Origin of the sequence: Phocaeicola acetigenes, assembly GCF_027529745.1 — a bacterium.
Lineage (GTDB): Bacteria > Bacteroidota > Bacteroidia > Bacteroidales > Bacteroidaceae > Phocaeicola > Phocaeicola acetigenes.
Window position 1 is genome coordinate 1 of the sequence record NZ_JAPZVM010000019.1, and the last position, 16437, is coordinate 16437.

At 40.3% G+C, this 16437-nt stretch carries 20 protein-coding genes; 13 read left to right on the top strand and 7 right to left on the bottom strand.

The window, feature by feature from the left end; genetic code table 11:
• Positions 1-191 precede the first annotated feature (191 nt).
• Positions 192-713 carry a hypothetical protein gene (locus O6P32_RS13365; RefSeq protein ID WP_269879020.1) on the bottom strand — a complete coding sequence of 174 codons (522 nt, stop codon included), beginning with the start codon at positions 711-713 and terminating at the stop codon, positions 192-194.
• 328 nt (positions 714-1041) lie between these two features.
• Here O6P32_RS13365 and O6P32_RS13370 point away from each other — a divergent pair, with 328 nt between their 5' ends.
• Both O6P32_RS13370 and O6P32_RS13375 read left to right on the top strand, forming a co-directional pair.
• Entirely contained in the window at positions 1042-1410 is a 369-nt protein-coding gene (locus O6P32_RS13370) for a hypothetical protein (RefSeq protein WP_269879021.1), read from the top strand.
• 14 nt (positions 1411-1424) lie between these two features.
• Positions 1425-1841, top strand: coding sequence for a hypothetical protein (locus O6P32_RS13375; protein ID WP_269879023.1), 417 nt, complete (start codon positions 1425-1427; stop codon positions 1839-1841).
• A gap of 105 nt (positions 1842-1946) precedes the next feature.
• Here the strand turns inward: O6P32_RS13375 and O6P32_RS13380 are convergent, their stop codons facing one another.
• Both O6P32_RS13380 and O6P32_RS13385 read right to left on the bottom strand, forming a co-directional pair.
• A complete protein-coding gene (locus tag O6P32_RS13380; protein WP_269879024.1) occupies positions 1947-2954 on the bottom strand; it encodes a nucleotidyl transferase AbiEii/AbiGii toxin family protein in 1008 nt (335 codons plus the stop codon).
• On the bottom strand, positions 2947-3549 hold the full coding sequence (locus O6P32_RS13385; protein WP_269879026.1) for a DUF6088 family protein: 603 nt from the start codon (positions 3547-3549) through the stop codon (positions 2947-2949). The genes O6P32_RS13380 and O6P32_RS13385 overlap by 8 nt, the downstream gene beginning before the upstream one ends.
• A gap of 254 nt (positions 3550-3803) precedes the next feature.
• Here O6P32_RS13385 and O6P32_RS13390 point away from each other — a divergent pair, with 254 nt between their 5' ends.
• From O6P32_RS13390 to O6P32_RS13410, 5 genes are all read left to right on the top strand, one after another.
• Positions 3804-4388 (top strand): recombinase family protein, encoded by a 585-nt coding sequence (locus O6P32_RS13390; protein WP_117893624.1) that lies wholly within the window; start codon positions 3804-3806, stop codon positions 4386-4388.
• Between the two features lie 148 nt (positions 4389-4536).
• Entirely contained in the window at positions 4537-6000 is a 1464-nt protein-coding gene (locus O6P32_RS13395) for a Fic family protein (protein ID WP_117893627.1), read from the top strand.
• A gap of 76 nt (positions 6001-6076) precedes the next feature.
• Complete coding sequence (locus O6P32_RS13400) at positions 6077-6430, top strand: hypothetical protein (protein WP_229084552.1); 354 nt, start codon at positions 6077-6079, stop codon at positions 6428-6430.
• Between the two features lie 24 nt (positions 6431-6454).
• On the top strand, positions 6455-7279 hold the full coding sequence (locus O6P32_RS13405; protein ID WP_237471058.1) for a virulence RhuM family protein: 825 nt from the start codon (positions 6455-6457) through the stop codon (positions 7277-7279).
• Positions 7280-7290: 11 nt separating this feature from the next.
• Positions 7291-10029: a 3'-5' exonuclease gene (locus O6P32_RS13410; protein ID WP_269879029.1), complete on the top strand. Its 2739-nt coding sequence runs from the start codon at positions 7291-7293 to the stop codon at positions 10027-10029.
• A 78-nt stretch (positions 10030-10107) separates the two neighbouring features.
• Here O6P32_RS13410 and O6P32_RS13415 read toward each other — a convergent pair whose 3' ends face one another.
• Positions 10108-10413 (bottom strand): helix-turn-helix transcriptional regulator, encoded by a 306-nt coding sequence (locus tag O6P32_RS13415; RefSeq protein WP_269879030.1) that lies wholly within the window; start codon positions 10411-10413, stop codon positions 10108-10110.
• 532 nt (positions 10414-10945) lie between these two features.
• Here O6P32_RS13415 and O6P32_RS13420 point away from each other — a divergent pair.
• From O6P32_RS13420 to O6P32_RS13430, 3 genes are all read left to right on the top strand, one after another.
• On the top strand, positions 10946-11272 hold the full coding sequence (locus O6P32_RS13420) for a molybdenum ABC transporter ATP-binding protein (RefSeq protein ID WP_117893653.1): 327 nt from the start codon (positions 10946-10948) through the stop codon (positions 11270-11272).
• 12 nt (positions 11273-11284) lie between these two features.
• Positions 11285-11521 (top strand): DUF6926 domain-containing protein, encoded by a 237-nt coding sequence (locus tag O6P32_RS13425; protein ID WP_087211663.1) that lies wholly within the window; start codon positions 11285-11287, stop codon positions 11519-11521.
• 105 nt (positions 11522-11626) lie between these two features.
• Positions 11627-12250, top strand: a complete 624-nt coding sequence (locus O6P32_RS13430) for a TetR/AcrR family transcriptional regulator (protein WP_117893656.1) — start codon at positions 11627-11629, stop codon at positions 12248-12250.
• Positions 12251-12253: 3 nt separating this feature from the next.
• Here O6P32_RS13430 and O6P32_RS13435 read toward each other — a convergent pair whose 3' ends face one another.
• Entirely contained in the window at positions 12254-12829 is a 576-nt protein-coding gene (locus tag O6P32_RS13435; protein WP_195651906.1) for a hypothetical protein, read from the bottom strand.
• Between the two features lie 480 nt (positions 12830-13309).
• Positions 13310-13456: a hypothetical protein gene (locus O6P32_RS13440; protein ID WP_269879034.1), complete on the bottom strand. Its 147-nt coding sequence runs from the start codon at positions 13454-13456 to the stop codon at positions 13310-13312.
• A gap of 670 nt (positions 13457-14126) precedes the next feature.
• Here O6P32_RS13440 and O6P32_RS13445 point away from each other — a divergent pair.
• From O6P32_RS13445 to O6P32_RS13455, 3 genes are read left to right on the top strand one after another with little or no spacing between them, the layout of a single operon-like run.
• Positions 14127-14333: a hypothetical protein gene (locus O6P32_RS13445; protein WP_269879036.1), complete on the top strand. Its 207-nt coding sequence runs from the start codon at positions 14127-14129 to the stop codon at positions 14331-14333.
• 2 nt (positions 14334-14335) lie between these two features.
• Complete coding sequence (locus tag O6P32_RS13450; RefSeq protein ID WP_117893660.1) at positions 14336-14749, top strand: PcfK-like family protein; 414 nt, start codon at positions 14336-14338, stop codon at positions 14747-14749.
• 52 nt (positions 14750-14801) lie between these two features.
• Entirely contained in the window at positions 14802-16031 is a 1230-nt protein-coding gene (locus O6P32_RS13455; protein ID WP_195477612.1) for a PcfJ domain-containing protein, read from the top strand.
• A 187-nt stretch (positions 16032-16218) separates the two neighbouring features.
• Here O6P32_RS13455 and O6P32_RS13460 read toward each other — a convergent pair.
• Positions 16219-16437, bottom strand: a 219-nt coding sequence (locus O6P32_RS13460) for a hypothetical protein (protein WP_269879037.1), incomplete at its 5' end; no start/stop codon positions are given.

The window sequence follows — 16437 nt, forward strand, 5'->3', positions numbered from 1 at the left end:
TTGTTTCTTCTTTGATACGTGTTATGCCCAATATGGCAGGAAAACTCATCACCTTGCCGTTTGCGATGATGCACGCATTCATTTTTTCGCTCATAATATCCGTATATTAAAAGTAATAAAATATCAGGTTGGCTGAATTTTAGGTTTGTTCCTGTTTGCCTAAGTTCAGCCAACCTGAAAGGAATGGTGTCTTATGCATCCAGCAATTTCAGCATTTCAGTGATTTCACCGGCGCCGATATTCTTTAGTACCGCTTTTCTTTCGGTATTCCATACGGCAATGAAAACATTGTTAATCTTAAAGAAGCCGAAATCAGGTAGTGCATCTTTAAGATCTATATTTATGGCTAATGCATATTCGGTCTTTGGCTTGCTCTCTTCATTTTGTGGCGTATCCTTTTTTTCCTCTTTAGGCTTTTCCATATAAAGGAAAGCTGCAGCAAGCTGGAACTTAATTTCATTTATATTAATGGACTTGTCTTCCTTCTTGACTGCATTGACCTTATCTGTAATGACCTTATCAGCTCCTTCGATTCCAAACCCTATTTTGAATTCGTTCACCATTTCACCCAATGATACACTAGGTGGGTTTTCTGTTTTGGTGGGAAGGAGTAATACTTTTGAACCATCCTCTGACTTCTCATACATCGCTTGGAAATTGACTTTCAGTAAACTAAAATTTGCTCCAGTTGCAAAGTTTGCCTTTTCTGTCATAATACTTAATTTTAATTGTTTATACTTTGTCTTCTAAGAAAGTTATCCGGATATACTTCCTGCTTTAAAGCTAAAAAATGATTTCTTGTTGTAGGTTTCCCGTTTTTTGAACTGCATTTATTTTTTCCGAACGTATCTATTGTTGATTTCCTCCCGTTATTCTAATTATATGCATTATCATCCGAAATTTCTGTTCAGAAGAAATTATCGCCTTTCACAAAACAATTACTTTTTGATTCGGGCGGTTTTTCCATCTTTACGGCAAACGATAGGCTGAATCCGAAAAGCCTAAGGAAGAGTAGGTATAATAATTTAAACAAATATTGTTATGAGCATAATAAAATTGTTTAGGGGGTGCAGGTCTAAGGCTGAGCGTGAAAATATCTTTAAAAATCGTACGGCTCGTGGTTATACGCCAGCTAATCCTGACACCACCCCTCCAACAGAAAAAGAGGTATCAGACTATATAGCTTATGGTGAAGGTGTACCTAATCCTAATATGCCTGAACCAAATGATAGAATACCGACTTTGGTAGAATACACAACAAATTTTGCGAAAGCAATTGGTTTTGGTGAGCATAGAGGTGGTGTTATACAGATTGAAATAAAAGATTGTTATTGTGCTCCTGGTTCGGTAATAGAGGATGGGGTTATGATTAGAAGAGATGCTCCCGTTGAAAATGTTGTTAAACTTTGAAACTTAATAGTATTATGATTATTTTGAAAGAGAGTCATACTGGTGTGATTGGGGAAATGCAATGTGTAAAGGGCAATGAACGTGTAGTGTCTACAACAATCACAAGTTGTATAGTTATTATTGGACTTAACGCTGAGCGGAAAATTAATGCAGCTCATTTACTTATTGATAAAACTTATGAAAATATTCAAGTTGTTTTAGATGATTTGACAGAGTTATTTTCTGGTTGTTCAAATATAGTTGTTATAGGGCAATTGGATTTTTGGGGAGAGGATATATTATATCAAATTTATAGTAGTATTGGTGTTACTGGAGAATTTAACAGATCCGAAGGTGAATATATAGTGTCTGCCAATGTCTCATCTGATTCTTTAGAAGTTTATGTTGATGATGAAACGGTTACATTTGGGGAGTGGAGTCGAGTGTTTTAACATCATTTTATATAGGCTATCCTAACTGTTCCTATAATGTGATAATGGGATGACATCCAATAGATTTAATTTATTGGATGTCATTATCATAGAGGGTGTATGAAATTAAGTGTTTCTAAACTTTTCTTGGAGTGTTTTCATCATATAAATAAGTTCGTCAAATGTGGGCTTATCTCCGAATATCATATCATCCTTCATGTCAGTATAGTCCTTTTCCCACGAGGATATTATATCTTCTCGTGGTATGAGGACTATTCTTTTTCTTATATCCGGTGTGTAGTCCATACCACTTACAGAAGTGTATATTTCCCTGTGTCGCCTGATTGATTCCCATAAATCGTCATTTTTTATAGCTTTGTCATCTATACCATGCTTCATCATTTCTGACAAATCATACAGATGTCTTGATTTTCTGTCTGCTTTCCTTCCATGTCCTTCCACAGAGAACATTTCATGTATTAGAAAAGCTTTCTCCAAAAAAGTCTTTTCGGCATTGGCAGTGGTAATATCAGAATCTACCAGTGTCGTTTGAATATTCGGGTAGTTGTTTTCTACCATACTCTTTACTTTGGTAACAGTGCATGGTTCCATTAGTGAACGGGCACTGATTTCAAGCATGACAACTGGTTTAAGGTAATCTAATTCTGAAGGATAAACACTGTCATATTTAATCCATACTTTTCTTGGCTCAGGATAAGTACCGTCACCCTCTCCATCAGGTTCAACTTCCACAGAACATAACTCAGCCAGACCATGATTCTCTATTGCTTGCTGTAGCTCAGGATAGAACGTATCTCTTACATAAACAGATGACGCTTTTCTGAGCTTCTTTATTTTCTTCTTTGTTATATCTCCGGTTATTTCAAAGACAACAGGATCAATGGCAAGGTCAATGTCTTCTGAAAACCGTTTTATCAGATTCCAAACTTTTGATATTGAGGTTCCTCCCTTGAATATTAAATGTTCAGCACAAGACATGGTGAAAACTATTTGCAATATCGTTGTTACCCATATATCTTTCTCTATGGCCTGTCCAGGCAATCCTATCTTGTTTTCTGCTGCCTGTAATACCTTTTGCTGCTGTTCTTTTGTTAGACTAAAATAATTATTCATAAGCTTCCGTTACTATATTCCTTATCCATTCCGGCATTAAACTTAAGTCTTTCATAACTTCACTCTTTGGCTCATTTTTCAGTAATTCCCGGATTCTTTTTATGACGGTCTGTTCTATATTCATTTTGCCAAGAGATTTAAGGGCGAATGTTATCAGCATGGCTAATTTACTGGTGAAAGAAAGATTCTTAGGTGTCGTTCTTTTGAAAGTTATCTTTCTTCCATTGTATAACTCCAAATGTCTTGCTGAACCATCAGTCATATATACACAGTTCAATGGTATTTGTGTAGATAAACCAAGAACATGCTGTGCGTAAGAGCCTGTCGGAACAATCCTTGCGTGGTCTCTTTTTGCCAGACTTCTGGCTATTTCATCTGTGGTAGGCATAATAATACCAAGACCAAGTTCTTCATCAATTTGAGGATAGCAATAGATTCCTTGGGCTACCCTGACAATCTTTTCGTCTTTACATAACCTCGTCAATGACTGCCTGATTGCTTCAGATGTACCCAAATCCAAAAAATCATCAGGGTAAAAAATGCTTCCCCTTCCAAATGATTTTATTCTATCTTCTATTTGCGTTATAATACTCATACATTGAATTTGTCACAAATTTATGATTTATTTGTGACAAAACAAAATTTTAACGGATATTGTCACAAATTTATGATTTATTTGTGACAAACATATTCGTCAACTCTTACTAAATTATCTTTTGAAGGACTAAAATAAACTATAGATTACCATAGACTAAATAAATTTGCCCTATACATTATATATATAGGGCTTTTTTCTTGCTTTTTAAGTCTAAATCTAATAACTTTGAAAAATCAAGTATAATTTAGACTATGGGAGAAATAATTGGATATGCCAGAGTAAGTACAAGGGAGCAGAACCTCTCTTCTCAGATAGATGCACTGAACAATGCCGGTTGCATCCGAATCTTCACAGACAAAATCTCCGGAAAAGAGTTCAAGCGTGAAGGTCTGACTGCTTGCTTAGATTACCTTCGTGCCGATGACACACTTGTCATTTACCGACTTGACCGATTAGGCAGATCCGTAAAGGAAATGCTTGACCTTTGTGCCAAACTGGAGCAACGGCGAATCAAACTTGTTTCCCTTCAGGACAATCTTGATACTTCTACCGCTGTCGGCAGGTTTACCATGCAGATACTTGCATCACTGGCCGAGTATAACCGCAATCTTATTCTTGAAGGTTGCAAAGCCGGAATCGAGGCCGCCAAGAAGAGGGGTGTAAAGTTCGGAAGACAGGAAGGGACTAAGATGAAAAAACCGAAGAAGGAAGCTGTCATCCAACTCTACAAGGCTGGTACAGCCGTACAGCAGATAATGGAGATAACCGGCATCAAGGCAAAACAGACAATTTATAACTATCTGTCCGAAGAGGATATTCAACCAAACAGAAAATAATTATTCACAAATCACTCATAGAAGACCTTTGCGTCTTATCCGACTAAAAATGGTCAAAAGCCACTTCTTATCAAACTAAAAATGGTCTAATTTGTATTTAAAGAGCTTCTTATTTACTATATTTGTAGCAAATATTGATTTGTAAAATATGAGTATCGCACTGAATATTTCGGAAATCCTTTTCGCTGGTATAGATATGAGTGAAAGCAAAAGGAAGAAAATGGTAAATGAAGGCAGTATCCGTAAGATAACATCTAAGATATATACTCCCAATATGGTGGATTCATTGGAGGATATAGTCAAGCGCAATGTTTTTCGCATTTTAGGTTTCCTTTTCCCTCATGCTGTAATCAGTCATAGGAGTGCTTTTGAGTTAAAACCTACTGAAGCCGGAGATATTTACCTTACATACGAATATACGAAGAATGTGAAACTTCCGGGTTTAAAGGTTCACTTGATGGAAGGACATGGCGGTGGTGAACGTGACATGCCCTTCATAGAGAATCTATATATATCAAGTGCTGAAAGAAGAACATTGGAGAATCTACAGGCCAGTCGTTCACGTGGTGGTGTGTCTAAGTGCTTACCTCGTGAATATATTGAAAACTACTTGGAAAAACATCTTCAGGTGAATGGAGAAAAAGGGCTGAACGATTTCAGGGATAAGGCGAGAGAATGCTCGTTGGAGCTTGGTATGAAAGAGGAGTTCAATACTCTCAATTCTATCATAGGCGCGTTGTTACTTACAAGACCAGTATCTATATTGACTTCTTCAGGTGCCGTGGCCAGAGCAAGCGGTGAACCGTTTGATGCTGAGCGTGTCAAACTCTTCGGTGTCCTGTTTGAGGCATTGCATAACCAACCGTTTGAAACTATAGATGAACCTAATGTTGAAACATCTGCCTTTCGGAATTTTGCTTTTTTCGAGAGCTATTTCTCCAATTATATTGAAGGTACGGAATTTGAAATAGAGGATGCGAGACAGATTATAGAAACCGGACAGCCGCTGCCTGCTCGCAATGCAGATTCTCATGACGTACTTGGTACTTTTCACATCGTGGCAAGTCGCAGAGAAATGAGACGTGTTCCTTCGTCATCGGATGAACTGATAGATATTCTTCAAGACAGACATCGGGTGATGATGGCTGCTCGCCCTGAAAAGAATCCAGGTATGTTCAAGATGCAGAATAATCATGCCGGTGATACTCATTTTGTGGATTGCACGCTGGTTAGAGGGACACTGAGAAAAGGTTTTGAATATTATCAGGCATTGGATAATGCATTTGCCAAATCTCTCTTCATGCTATTTATGATTAGCGAGGTACATCCTTTTACTGACGGGAATGGCCGTATTTCCAGAATTATGATGAATGCGGAACTGGTGGCCGCTGACCAGTCGAAGATTATTATTCCGACTGTATTCAGAGAGGATTATCTAAATGCCCTTCGCAGATTGACAAGAAGAAATGATCCGAGTGTCCTTATAAGAGCTATTTCCCGTGTAAGACAATTCAGCGCCAATATTCAGGGTGATGACTTTGATGCTACACGAAATTATCTAGAACATTGCAACGCTTTTAAAGATGCTGACGGGTACATTCTTAAGTTTTGAATCTGTTACAGAATCAAAACGTACACTATTATAAATAATTTCAAATCGTTAATTCATAATTAATAGAACACTTATTATGACAAAGGAAGATTTTATAAAGAAATTCCCCGATATAAAGGTACAGCAGTTTGAAACTGAAACTATACTCAGTAAACAGGAAATCATGGATATCGTAGAGCAGGCTACACAATCTATGGATATGGGCCTTGTCTATTATGAACATTGTGGATGTAATATAACTGTTTTTACCTCAGATAAGATGAAAGCCGAACTTGCCAAGATGGTACCAGGCTACCAGGTTACAGACCCGAATACTGGAGAAACCGGAACTATCGTATCAGAAAAATATATAGTTTGCGGCAATTACTGCGTAAGGGTGGAGTTCCCTTCCGGTACAGATGTTTATGATTGTGATTTCTTTGTTGAATAATATTCTGTATAAATTCCAAACAAAATGGAACAAGGAGAAATAATACTATATCAGCCTAATGATTCTCTTAGACTAGAAGTTAGGTTAGATGGAGATAATGTATGGTTGAATCGTTCACAACTTGCTGAACTATTTGACCGTGATGTAAAGACAATTGGTAAGCATATTAATAATGCTCTTAAAGAAGAACTGGATAATGTTCCAGTTGTCGCAAAATTTGCGACAACTGCTGCTGATGGTAAAGTTTATCAGACTGAACATTATAATCTTGATATGGTTATATCTGTTGGTTTTCGAGTAAAATCAAGAAGAGGTGTTGACTTTAGAAGGTGGGCGAATACCATTCTTAAAGAATATATGCTTAAAGGATATGCTATTAATCAACGTATTGAACAACTTGAAAAAACTGTCGCCTTACATTCGGAAAAGATAGACTTCTTTGTCCGTACCTCACTGCCGCCAGTGGAAGGTATCTTCTTTGACGGACAGATATTCGATGCCTACAAGTTTGCAACGGATCTTATCAAAACCGCCAGAAAATCCCTTCTTTTGATAGACAACTATGTCGATGAATCTGTATTGCTTATGCTGAGCAAACGCAATCCGGGTGTGTCGGCCACTATCTATACACAGAAGATTACGGCACAGCTTCAGCTTGACCTTGACAAGCATAATGATCAGTACCCACCCATCAATATCAGAACCTACCGGAATAGTCATGACCGTTTCCTGATAGTTGACGATAAAGAGGTTTACCATATAGGAGCTTCTTTGAAGGATCTTGGCAAGAAATTGTTCGCTTTCTCGAAGTTGGAGATAGATCCCGGTCTTATAACTGACAAACTGTAAGAAAATATATAATGAAACCCACCGACACACCCAATACCCAAGATGGTAGCATCCCTACTCCAGGCAGCTACCCTCTCTACGAATACCCGGCATATACTTTCGACAGGAAGTATGAGAATGACGAGTTCCAGAAAAAAGTGATTACCCTCGACAGCGGTTATCACCTGGTTCTGGCTCCTCCGGGATGCGGCAAGACGGATATCCTTGCCGAAAGGGTGGTTCGTGCCCTCTCATGCGGTGTGTCGCTGGATGACATGCTCTGCCTGACCTTCACTAACAGGGCGGCCAGAGGTATGCGCTCCAGAATACTCGAAAGGCTTCAGGCTTCAGGAGAAATGAGTCTGTTTGTCGGAAACGTACACCGCTTCTGTTCGCATTACCTCTTTGACAACAACGTGGTGGCACGTGATACCACCGTCATTGACGAGCAGGAATCTTTGTCTATTATGGCTTCCATTTTCGGCTGGAAAGAAGGTTCCTATGCCGGCAATGGCTACAATCGTGTTCTTACCAATGCCATCAAGTTGCAGCACCTTGGATATATGATTGCCAGCGGATGCCCTAAAGAGTTCCTGATGCACACCGACCTGTTCCGCACGTTTGATTATAAGACGCTGTTCAAGCTGGTGTCCCTAGATTACACGATGGAGAACTTTGCCGGACTCTATACTGGTACTGTTTTTCCGAAAGTAGATACTTCTGGTCAGCCGTCAAAGTACTTGGATGACTGCCTCCAGCAGTTCAAGTTTGCAAGAAAATACCAACAGTACAAGGAAGAAAGGAATCTGGTTGACTTTGATGACCTGCTTATCCTGACCTATATCCACGCTTCTCAGCATCAGGACAGGCTGAAGAAATATTCCTGGATTCAGATTGACGAGGTTCAGGACCTCTCCCCTTTCCAGTTCGGAATCATCGACCTGTTTACTGACCATTCTAAGGAAAACGTGACTCTTTATCTCGGAGACGAGCAGCAGGCAATCTTCTCATTCATAGGCGCAAAGCTCGCAACGCTTGAATGGTTGCGTGAACGCTGTGGTGAGAATATGCACCGCCTCTATTTCAACTACCGTTCACCTAAATATCTCTTGGATGTCTTCAACACATACGCCAACATGGAGCTTGATGTTGACCCTCATTTCCTGCCCAAGACTATCAATCTTACTGAAGCCGGACAGGATTCTCTCTGCATCTTGTCCGCTCCCGAAAAGGACGCTGAAGTAAGGCTTGTGGCTGAAAGTGTTGGTAATTTCTGTACCTTGTATCCTGCTGAAAGGGTGGCTGTTCTTGTGCCCTGGAACAAGGATGCCGACCAGATATCCAGTGTACTCTCCGACCGCAATATCCCCCACTTCAAGATTTCCGGAACAGACCTTTTCACTACCCGTCAGGCACAGCTGCTTTTCGCCCATCTGCAGGTGGTGTACTTGGATTCAAACATGATGGCATGGTCAAAGATCCTGACCGGGACAGGTATTTTCAATGAAGATTCCGAGGCACGCCGCTTCGTGAAATATCTCCGTGATAACTACCTGCTGCCGTCTGATTTTCTCAACTACACGCGCAGCTCATACATGCTGGAGCTGTACAGGTGCTGTCAGGGCGAATATGTTATCTTTGATACGGAAACTACCGGCTTGAATGTCTTTGAGGATGACATCGTACAGATTGCGGCCATCAAGGTGAATGCCGGGAAGATTACCGACCGCTTCAACATCATCCTTCACACAGACAAGCAGATACCGGCCATGCTCGGAGGCATTATAAACCCTCTTCTTCAGGAATATGAACGTGCGGAAAAGGTTGACCGTAAGACCGGTCTGTGTGCGTTTATGGATTTCGTGGGTGACTGTACCCTTATCGGTCAGAACGTGGAATATGACTGTTATATTCTTGACTACAATCTCCGTAGGGATTGCGGTGATTTCTCTTTCTTTACCGTTCATCCTCTGTATTTCGATACTCTCAGGGTGGCACGTATCATGGCCCCACGCCTGAAGTCCTACAAGCTCAAATCCCTGCTGGAGGTCTTCGGTCTCGAAGGGGAAAACTCCCATCTGGCCGATGATGACGTCATCGCTACCTTGTCAGTGCTTGACCACTTCCTGGGTATCTTTGCTGCTAACATGCAGCAGCACATCGACTGCCTTCAGAACAACTCTGCCGTGGCCGAGCTGTTCCGCAGAGCCTATGCCGACATCTATCATGGTACACTCAGCCGTCTCTACCAGAGGTCGTTTGAAACTCCTCTGCTTGTTGACGAGCTGGAGCAACTGTACGGCACATTCATACAGAAGGAGTGGATAACAGCGAACCCGAAGATGCAGTACATCTTCAGCTTCCTCCGTAATGATGTAATCTTTCCGGAGAAGACACCGAGCCTGAAGGAGCAGCTTTCAGCCCACCTTCTTGATATAACTACCTATCGAGAGGCTGACCTGTGTGACAGCTCATGTATAACAGAAAAGGTGTTCGTCTCTACAGTCCACAAGGCAAAAGGCCTGGAGTTTGAGAACGTGATCATCTTCGAGGCAACGGATGGTATCTATCCGTTCTTTGACAAGAAGACTCCGGAAGAAATCAGAGAATCCGCAAGACTTTTCTATGTGGCCATGACCAGGGCAAAGAAACGCCTGCACATCACATACGCAGAATCCGTGTCCGGAATATCAAAATGGGGAAACCCCTACTCTATCGATAAGGAACCTACCCCATTCCTCCGCCACATAAAGAAATACTTCAATTTTTGATTTTGTAACAAAATCAAAAACAATAAGGGAAGAACAGACTTTATCCATGTTGTTCTTCCCTTATTTTATTGCCGTCATTTATGCCGGCTCCATAATTCTTATGAGTTTGATGGATAGTTTGTTCTCTATCTCAGCAATACTTTTAAATGAGAAATTTACCTTGCCGGACAATATCTTGCTTACATATTGTGGCGTAACACCGAGACGTTCTGCCAGCCCGTTACGGTTGATTCCATTTGTCTCCATGTAATCAATTAGTGACAAGGCAACGTCACGAGACCATTTAAGCCATTCACGGTTTTCACGTCTCCATTCCGCATTTTCCTGGTATCTTGAAGGCGTTTTGCTTTCATGCTGCTTTAAAAAATCAATCGTCCCGTTCATTTTTATTCCTCCATATTTAAGTCAATGAAACTGTCTTTATCAAATACACCACAAGTCATATTCGATAACAAATATAGCCATTTTATTCTAAATCTATAAGCTTAGTATGCTGTCTTTCAATAATTCATATCTACTAAAGAGATAAGTTATATTATTGTCTTTTGCTTTATCATCAGAAAAGAAATTACTATTCAGGTAAATTCTCTGCCTTCACTTCATTAACCTCCACCATCCGGCCCCGTCCGCACCAGTTGGCCATTCCGTTCTGCGGTGCAAAGGTATATCGGGCTGTTCCGCTTCATCAAGGTTAGGCCTGTCGGTTTGAGTGAAAATCTTCCCTGCCGGAGGCGAGGTATTTTCTCTCAAAACCTTGCTTCTGCTATGCCCTTCAAACCAGGCACCGAAACGAAACGACCGATGCGACCGGAAGACGCATAAAAAAATGTCGGAAATGATACGGCAGATGGTTGAAACTTCAACTCCCTCGCTCTCAGATCCGCATAAATTCATTAACTCATAAATTCAAACGACTATGGCAGCAATAGCAACAAAATTCGCATTGTGGGAAGTGCCCGCACTTGACACTCTTAAGGACGCAAAAGCCTACATCCTTCGTCAGAAAGTGAACAATAAGGAAAAACTCAGCCGTGAGGAAAAGAACTGGATTTCATACCAGGTGAACCATAACACCTACTTCAAAAGCGGAATCCCGGTGAGAGGCTGGAGATTTGATTTCTCTGACATCCTGAAGACATTTCTCGTCAATCAGTACGGCTGTTGGTACGAATACAAGTCAATCGACAAGACAGCATTGAGAAACTTCCTTCACGGCAGAATAAACAAGATAGTTCAAATCTAAAACCCATATACCATGAAACAGAGCATAGAGAAAATCCCGACATGGGCTTTCGGTTATATCTTCAACGGCGACATGACCGGTCTGACAGATGAAGAAGTCAGGATGATTGATGAAACGCTGAAAAGTATCGGTGCGGAACTTGTCTGTACTCCTCCTGATGAAGAAGCGCAACCCTATTTCACACGATACCCTCTTTTCGGTCTTCCCACCGAAGTCGAGGATTGTGTGGTAATCATAAAAGGCTCCTGACGAGAGCCTTTACTTGCTAATAACCATTCTTTATATGTTTCTTGTTTTTTAAAATTATTATTTCCCTTGTTTTTTATATCTTTACTTCTATAATATCTTATCTTTATGAAGCAGAATAGAAAAGAAATACTTAAAACCATTTTCAAATTATTCCTTACTCGTCATTATGAAGATGTTTCTTATGACGACATGATAAAAGCTACAAATATTTCCAAGGGTGGCTTATATCATTATGCGCCTAATAAAATTGAACTTTTCCGGTTGGTTGTAGATACTTTTTTTCTTGACCTGATTAAAGTTGAAGATGATATTATGATTAAGACTTCTGGCTCTGATAAATTTGCTCTTCATGACTTTCTAATGAGTTATGCAAGTTTCTTGCACAAGCGTTTTTGTCGTATTCAGGATTTCCTTCAGCTTCCTGTTGATGAAACAGCACGTGCCTTTTCTTTTTTTATTCTTAATTCTCAAAGATATCATCCTTCTTTCTATGAAAAATACCTTTCTCTAGAAGCCAGAGAAAAAGAACTTATAAAGAATGTTCTTCTTATAGCAGAGAAAAACGGAGAAATTAAAAACAATATGAATCTTCTTTTAGTCTCTGACATGTTCTATAATTCATACAGCGGACTACTTTTTTATTCCTCATTCCATCCTACCGATGATTTTGAGAAGAAACTGCTTATGCTTTTTGAAAATGTTTACTCTCTAATAAAAGTAGATAGCTGAATTTTATTCCTCACCATCCCTTCTCCTGTCAGTCTTCACCCCACTGGCTCTGAGAATCCTGAATACTGAGCTTTTGCTTCTGAAACCAACCTGCTTTTTTATCTCATCTGTCGGAACGCCCGCTTTGTACAGCTCCACGCATTTCTCGTTGCGAAGCTGCCTGGCTTGGCTTCTGCTCCTTTCTCTTTTTTCCGAAAGTTTCCTTATCTTCCTGATTGCGTATGAATCTTCTGTCAGTGTCGATATGGCGTGCAGCAGATTTTCGGTGGAACTCTCATATTTCTCTCCGTAACTGTCTATCCTGTCCCTTAAGAATATAATTCTGAGATTTTTAATTCTACTGATATTGAGGAATAAACAAAGCTGTCTTACTCCTTTAAAGGCATTTGCCATTGATAAGAAGATAACTTCATCCCTGTCGTTCAGATTGTCTATAAGTTTCTTCAGCTCTTTAGTTTTCCCCTCTACGTTGTACCGCTCCCTGTAGATGAAGTCGCAGTTCTCTTTCTGAATCCTTTGTTCGTCTTCCTCGATGCGCTGTTCTGGTAGTTCTGTCACTATATATCCTATTCTTGCCATAATCCCTTTTTCTTTCAAATTTATAAATTATGCATGAGAGACCTCGTTTCCTGATGTCATATTTCATAGGCTATAGAGTTAATTAACAGATAAAAATGGTACTTTCGGAAGAATTGCTTGAATGACAATGTGTTATGCTGCTTTTAAGTGAGTTTGATTTTTTGCTTGTATGATTCCTGAATTTCATACTTCGTACTTTGCTCGGATTTCCTTCCTGATGATGAAGGATTCTGTCGTGATATTTTGTACTGTTTATTGGGCGTTTCAGTAAACTGCCGGGCTATCCGCGTCAAGTCCTCGCCTTGCTGTGGGCTTTATTCTCCTATCCCTAACGCGGTTCTCATACTCCCACCACCCTGCTAAGGTATGTCCGGTTGCCTTTGTTCTATGGTGACTATTTCATGGTCACCTTCGGACAGAGGCAGCGGACATCCGTTCCGCTGCATGGCCAAAGACTTCGTTTCCGACCATGCACTCCACTCATTTCTCACCCATACACACCCAGCAGGCATCTTGGGGCACAACGGCTTTGCTGATGTGCTCCGTATGCTGTCCGGGTGTGATACCATAAGGTAAGGCAGAGCCTTTCAGGTTGTTCTTGCGTACACGCAGTTCTCTTACTCCCACCACCCCATTAAGGTACCGTCTGTATTCTTGCCCTGTCTGGCACTTATCACTCTGCTCTCAGGCTCACAGACTGCTAAGAGCCGGTCAAGAAAGGCACCCATATCCCGGCACGTACCATGTCCGATACGGAGCTAAGGCATTTGCCTTAACAACCTTAATCTTTCACATGCTCCACGTACCGGTCTGATATGAGTGCCTGCTACAGCCGCATTGTTCACCCGATGATGAAGTACCTGAAGGTACTTCTTATTCCCGGCACCCTGTACCGTTTGCTGTGGATGTTCTTTTCAGTTTCATTCTTTTTCTTCTTCCATTCCTTTCCAGTGTCTTTCCGAAAGCATCCTGCTTCCCTCGTTTTTGCTGCCCATACCCTATCTGAGAGCCTTTGTTTTTTGACGGCAAATTTATAAGGGTTAGTGGAAATGAAAGAGTTCCGGCTATGAGCCTTTGCCCTGAAAAAAATAACGATGACGGCTTATCGCTGTCCCAACATTTTTTTCGTTCAAAACTTTTCTAATTCCACTTTTCCTGAAAAGACAATGCCGTAAAAAAAAGGCTCAAACTCAGATGGGGAATGATTCTCAATCTAAAAAAAAAGTCAGCGGATGCGAAAGACACAGGAAAGGAAATCTTTCAAAAAAAGGTCTAAAGCTCGCTGAAGAATAATTCGATGTTTAACCAACTAATTCAGAGCGATATGGCAGCAGTTCAGTTTATCCTTTCAGTCATCATGGCTATTTGTGCAGTGGCTATGTTCCTAAGTGCAGTTTTTATACATGCTAATCCCAGTATGGTGGTATCGGTACTTCTTTTCATCATCTGTTATGGTGCATTTTTATTGGTAAAAATCAGTTACAAAGAACTTAAATCCGAATAATTATGAAAGGTACAGAACACTTCAAACAGACTATCAAGGCTTTTTTGGATAATAAGGCAGCGAGTGACGAACTCTTTGCCCAAAGCTATCACAAGCCTCACAAAAATATCGATGATTGCGTGACTTATGTACTTAATTGGGTACAAAGTACAGGTTGCTCCGGTTTTTCTGATGATGAGATTTATGGTCAGTGTATTCATTTTTTTGATGAAGATAACATCGACATAGGCAAGGAGATACAATGTAAGGTTGTAGTTAATCATCACATAGAATTGACTGAAGAAGAAAAGGCAGAAGCCAGGCAGAACGCTATCCGTCAGTATCAGGATGAAGAAATTCAGAAGATGAAGAACCGGAAAAAAGCTAAACCTGCCCAAACTCAAACTATTGTCGCACCTACATTATTCGATTTCTGATATGAAACCTACCAATAAAATTCAAAGAGAGATAGTTTCACTTTCAAGGAAATTGAAACCTATCACAAACAGACAGATGCAGTATGCTTACAGACATTGTATTGAACCTTTCGCCAAGAGAACGGCGAAAGGTATCTATACCTGTTGCGATTGTGCGCATACATGGAAAGACACACATTCCACTATTCCGGTTTATGTAACATGCCCTCATTGCGGAAGAAAACTTAAGGTAAGTACTGACAGAAAGAGAACCTATTCTTTTAAGGTGTATTTTACTATCATCATTTCAATAAAGGAATATCAGATATTACGTCACTTCATAGTTTTCGCAGATTTCAGAGTGGGTAAGGCTGCTCAATATTCAATTAAAGAAGTTGTTCAGCGATGGCTAACCCCAAAAGGTGTTACCCATACTATTGCCCTGAAAAGAAGTATGAGCAACTATTACTATGATAGTTGGAACTTTAATAGTGAACTTGAATTGAGAAGTTGTGCTGAAAGTTTCTATTATGATATAGATGCGATGTATATCTATCCTAAAATCCAATTATCCGACACGATAATAAGAAACGGCTATTGTGGAGATACCTTCGATTTGTCTCATTACACTGTATTCAAGGCTATACTTTCTGACAACAGAAAAGAAACTCTTCTGAAATGTGGACAGATTTCTCTTTTCAAATACTTTGCTCATAAGAATAATATATCGGATGATATTTGGAAAGCCATTAAGACCGGCATCCGGCATAAGTATAACTTTTCCGATATTGGTTTATGGCTGGACTATATTAGATTGTTGCAACACTTCAATAAGGATATTTCAAACCCTCATTATGTTTGTCCTTCCAATCTGAACAGGGAACATGACAGATTGAGCCGGAAGAAACAAGAGGAGTATGAAAAAGAACAGCTAAGGGAAAAGAAACGGAAAGCTGTTCTGCAAGAAAAACATTATCAGGAAGCAAAAGCAAAATTCTTCGGTCTTGTTTTCGATGAAGGTGATATTCGGATACGTGTTCTTGAAAGTGTTCAAGAATTTGTAGAGGAAGGAGAAGTCTTGCATCATTGCGTCTTTTCAAATGAATATTTCAATGATGACAATTCACTTATCTTTTCAGCTATGGTGGACGGAGTGAAAACGGAAACAATAGAGGTCTCTTTGGAGACAATGAAAGTGGTTCAATGCAGAGGACGGTATAATAAGAACTCTGAGTTTCATGATGAAATTCTGAAGGTGATGAACAAGAATATTCCTCTAATCGCAAAACGCATGTGCGGATAAGTGACGGACTGATGTCTATATATGATATGAAAAGTAATTATGTTACATTGTAACGTAATTACTTTCTTACGTTATTACATAACTGAAAGTCATAATCGCTTGTAAATGAACGTGAGTTCTTTCCTTCCCACCCTATCTAAGGAATACGCTGTAAACCGTATGTTTCCTTCCTTTGGCCAAACTATGTTTAGTCCGGAGGAATAAAACATCCGGCTCGCAAATTCAGCACCTCACACCGTATGAACCTTCCCGGTGGCTCAGGATCATCCGGCGGGATCTGCTTTCCGGCAATTTGCAGCAGCCCGGTTTCTACCCGCCCTGGAAAGAACCCGTCACCTGAAGGTGCCGGGTGAAAGCGGTGTCTCGAAAGGGCATCTTTTCTGTGTGGCTGAAGCCTTCCGTTTTT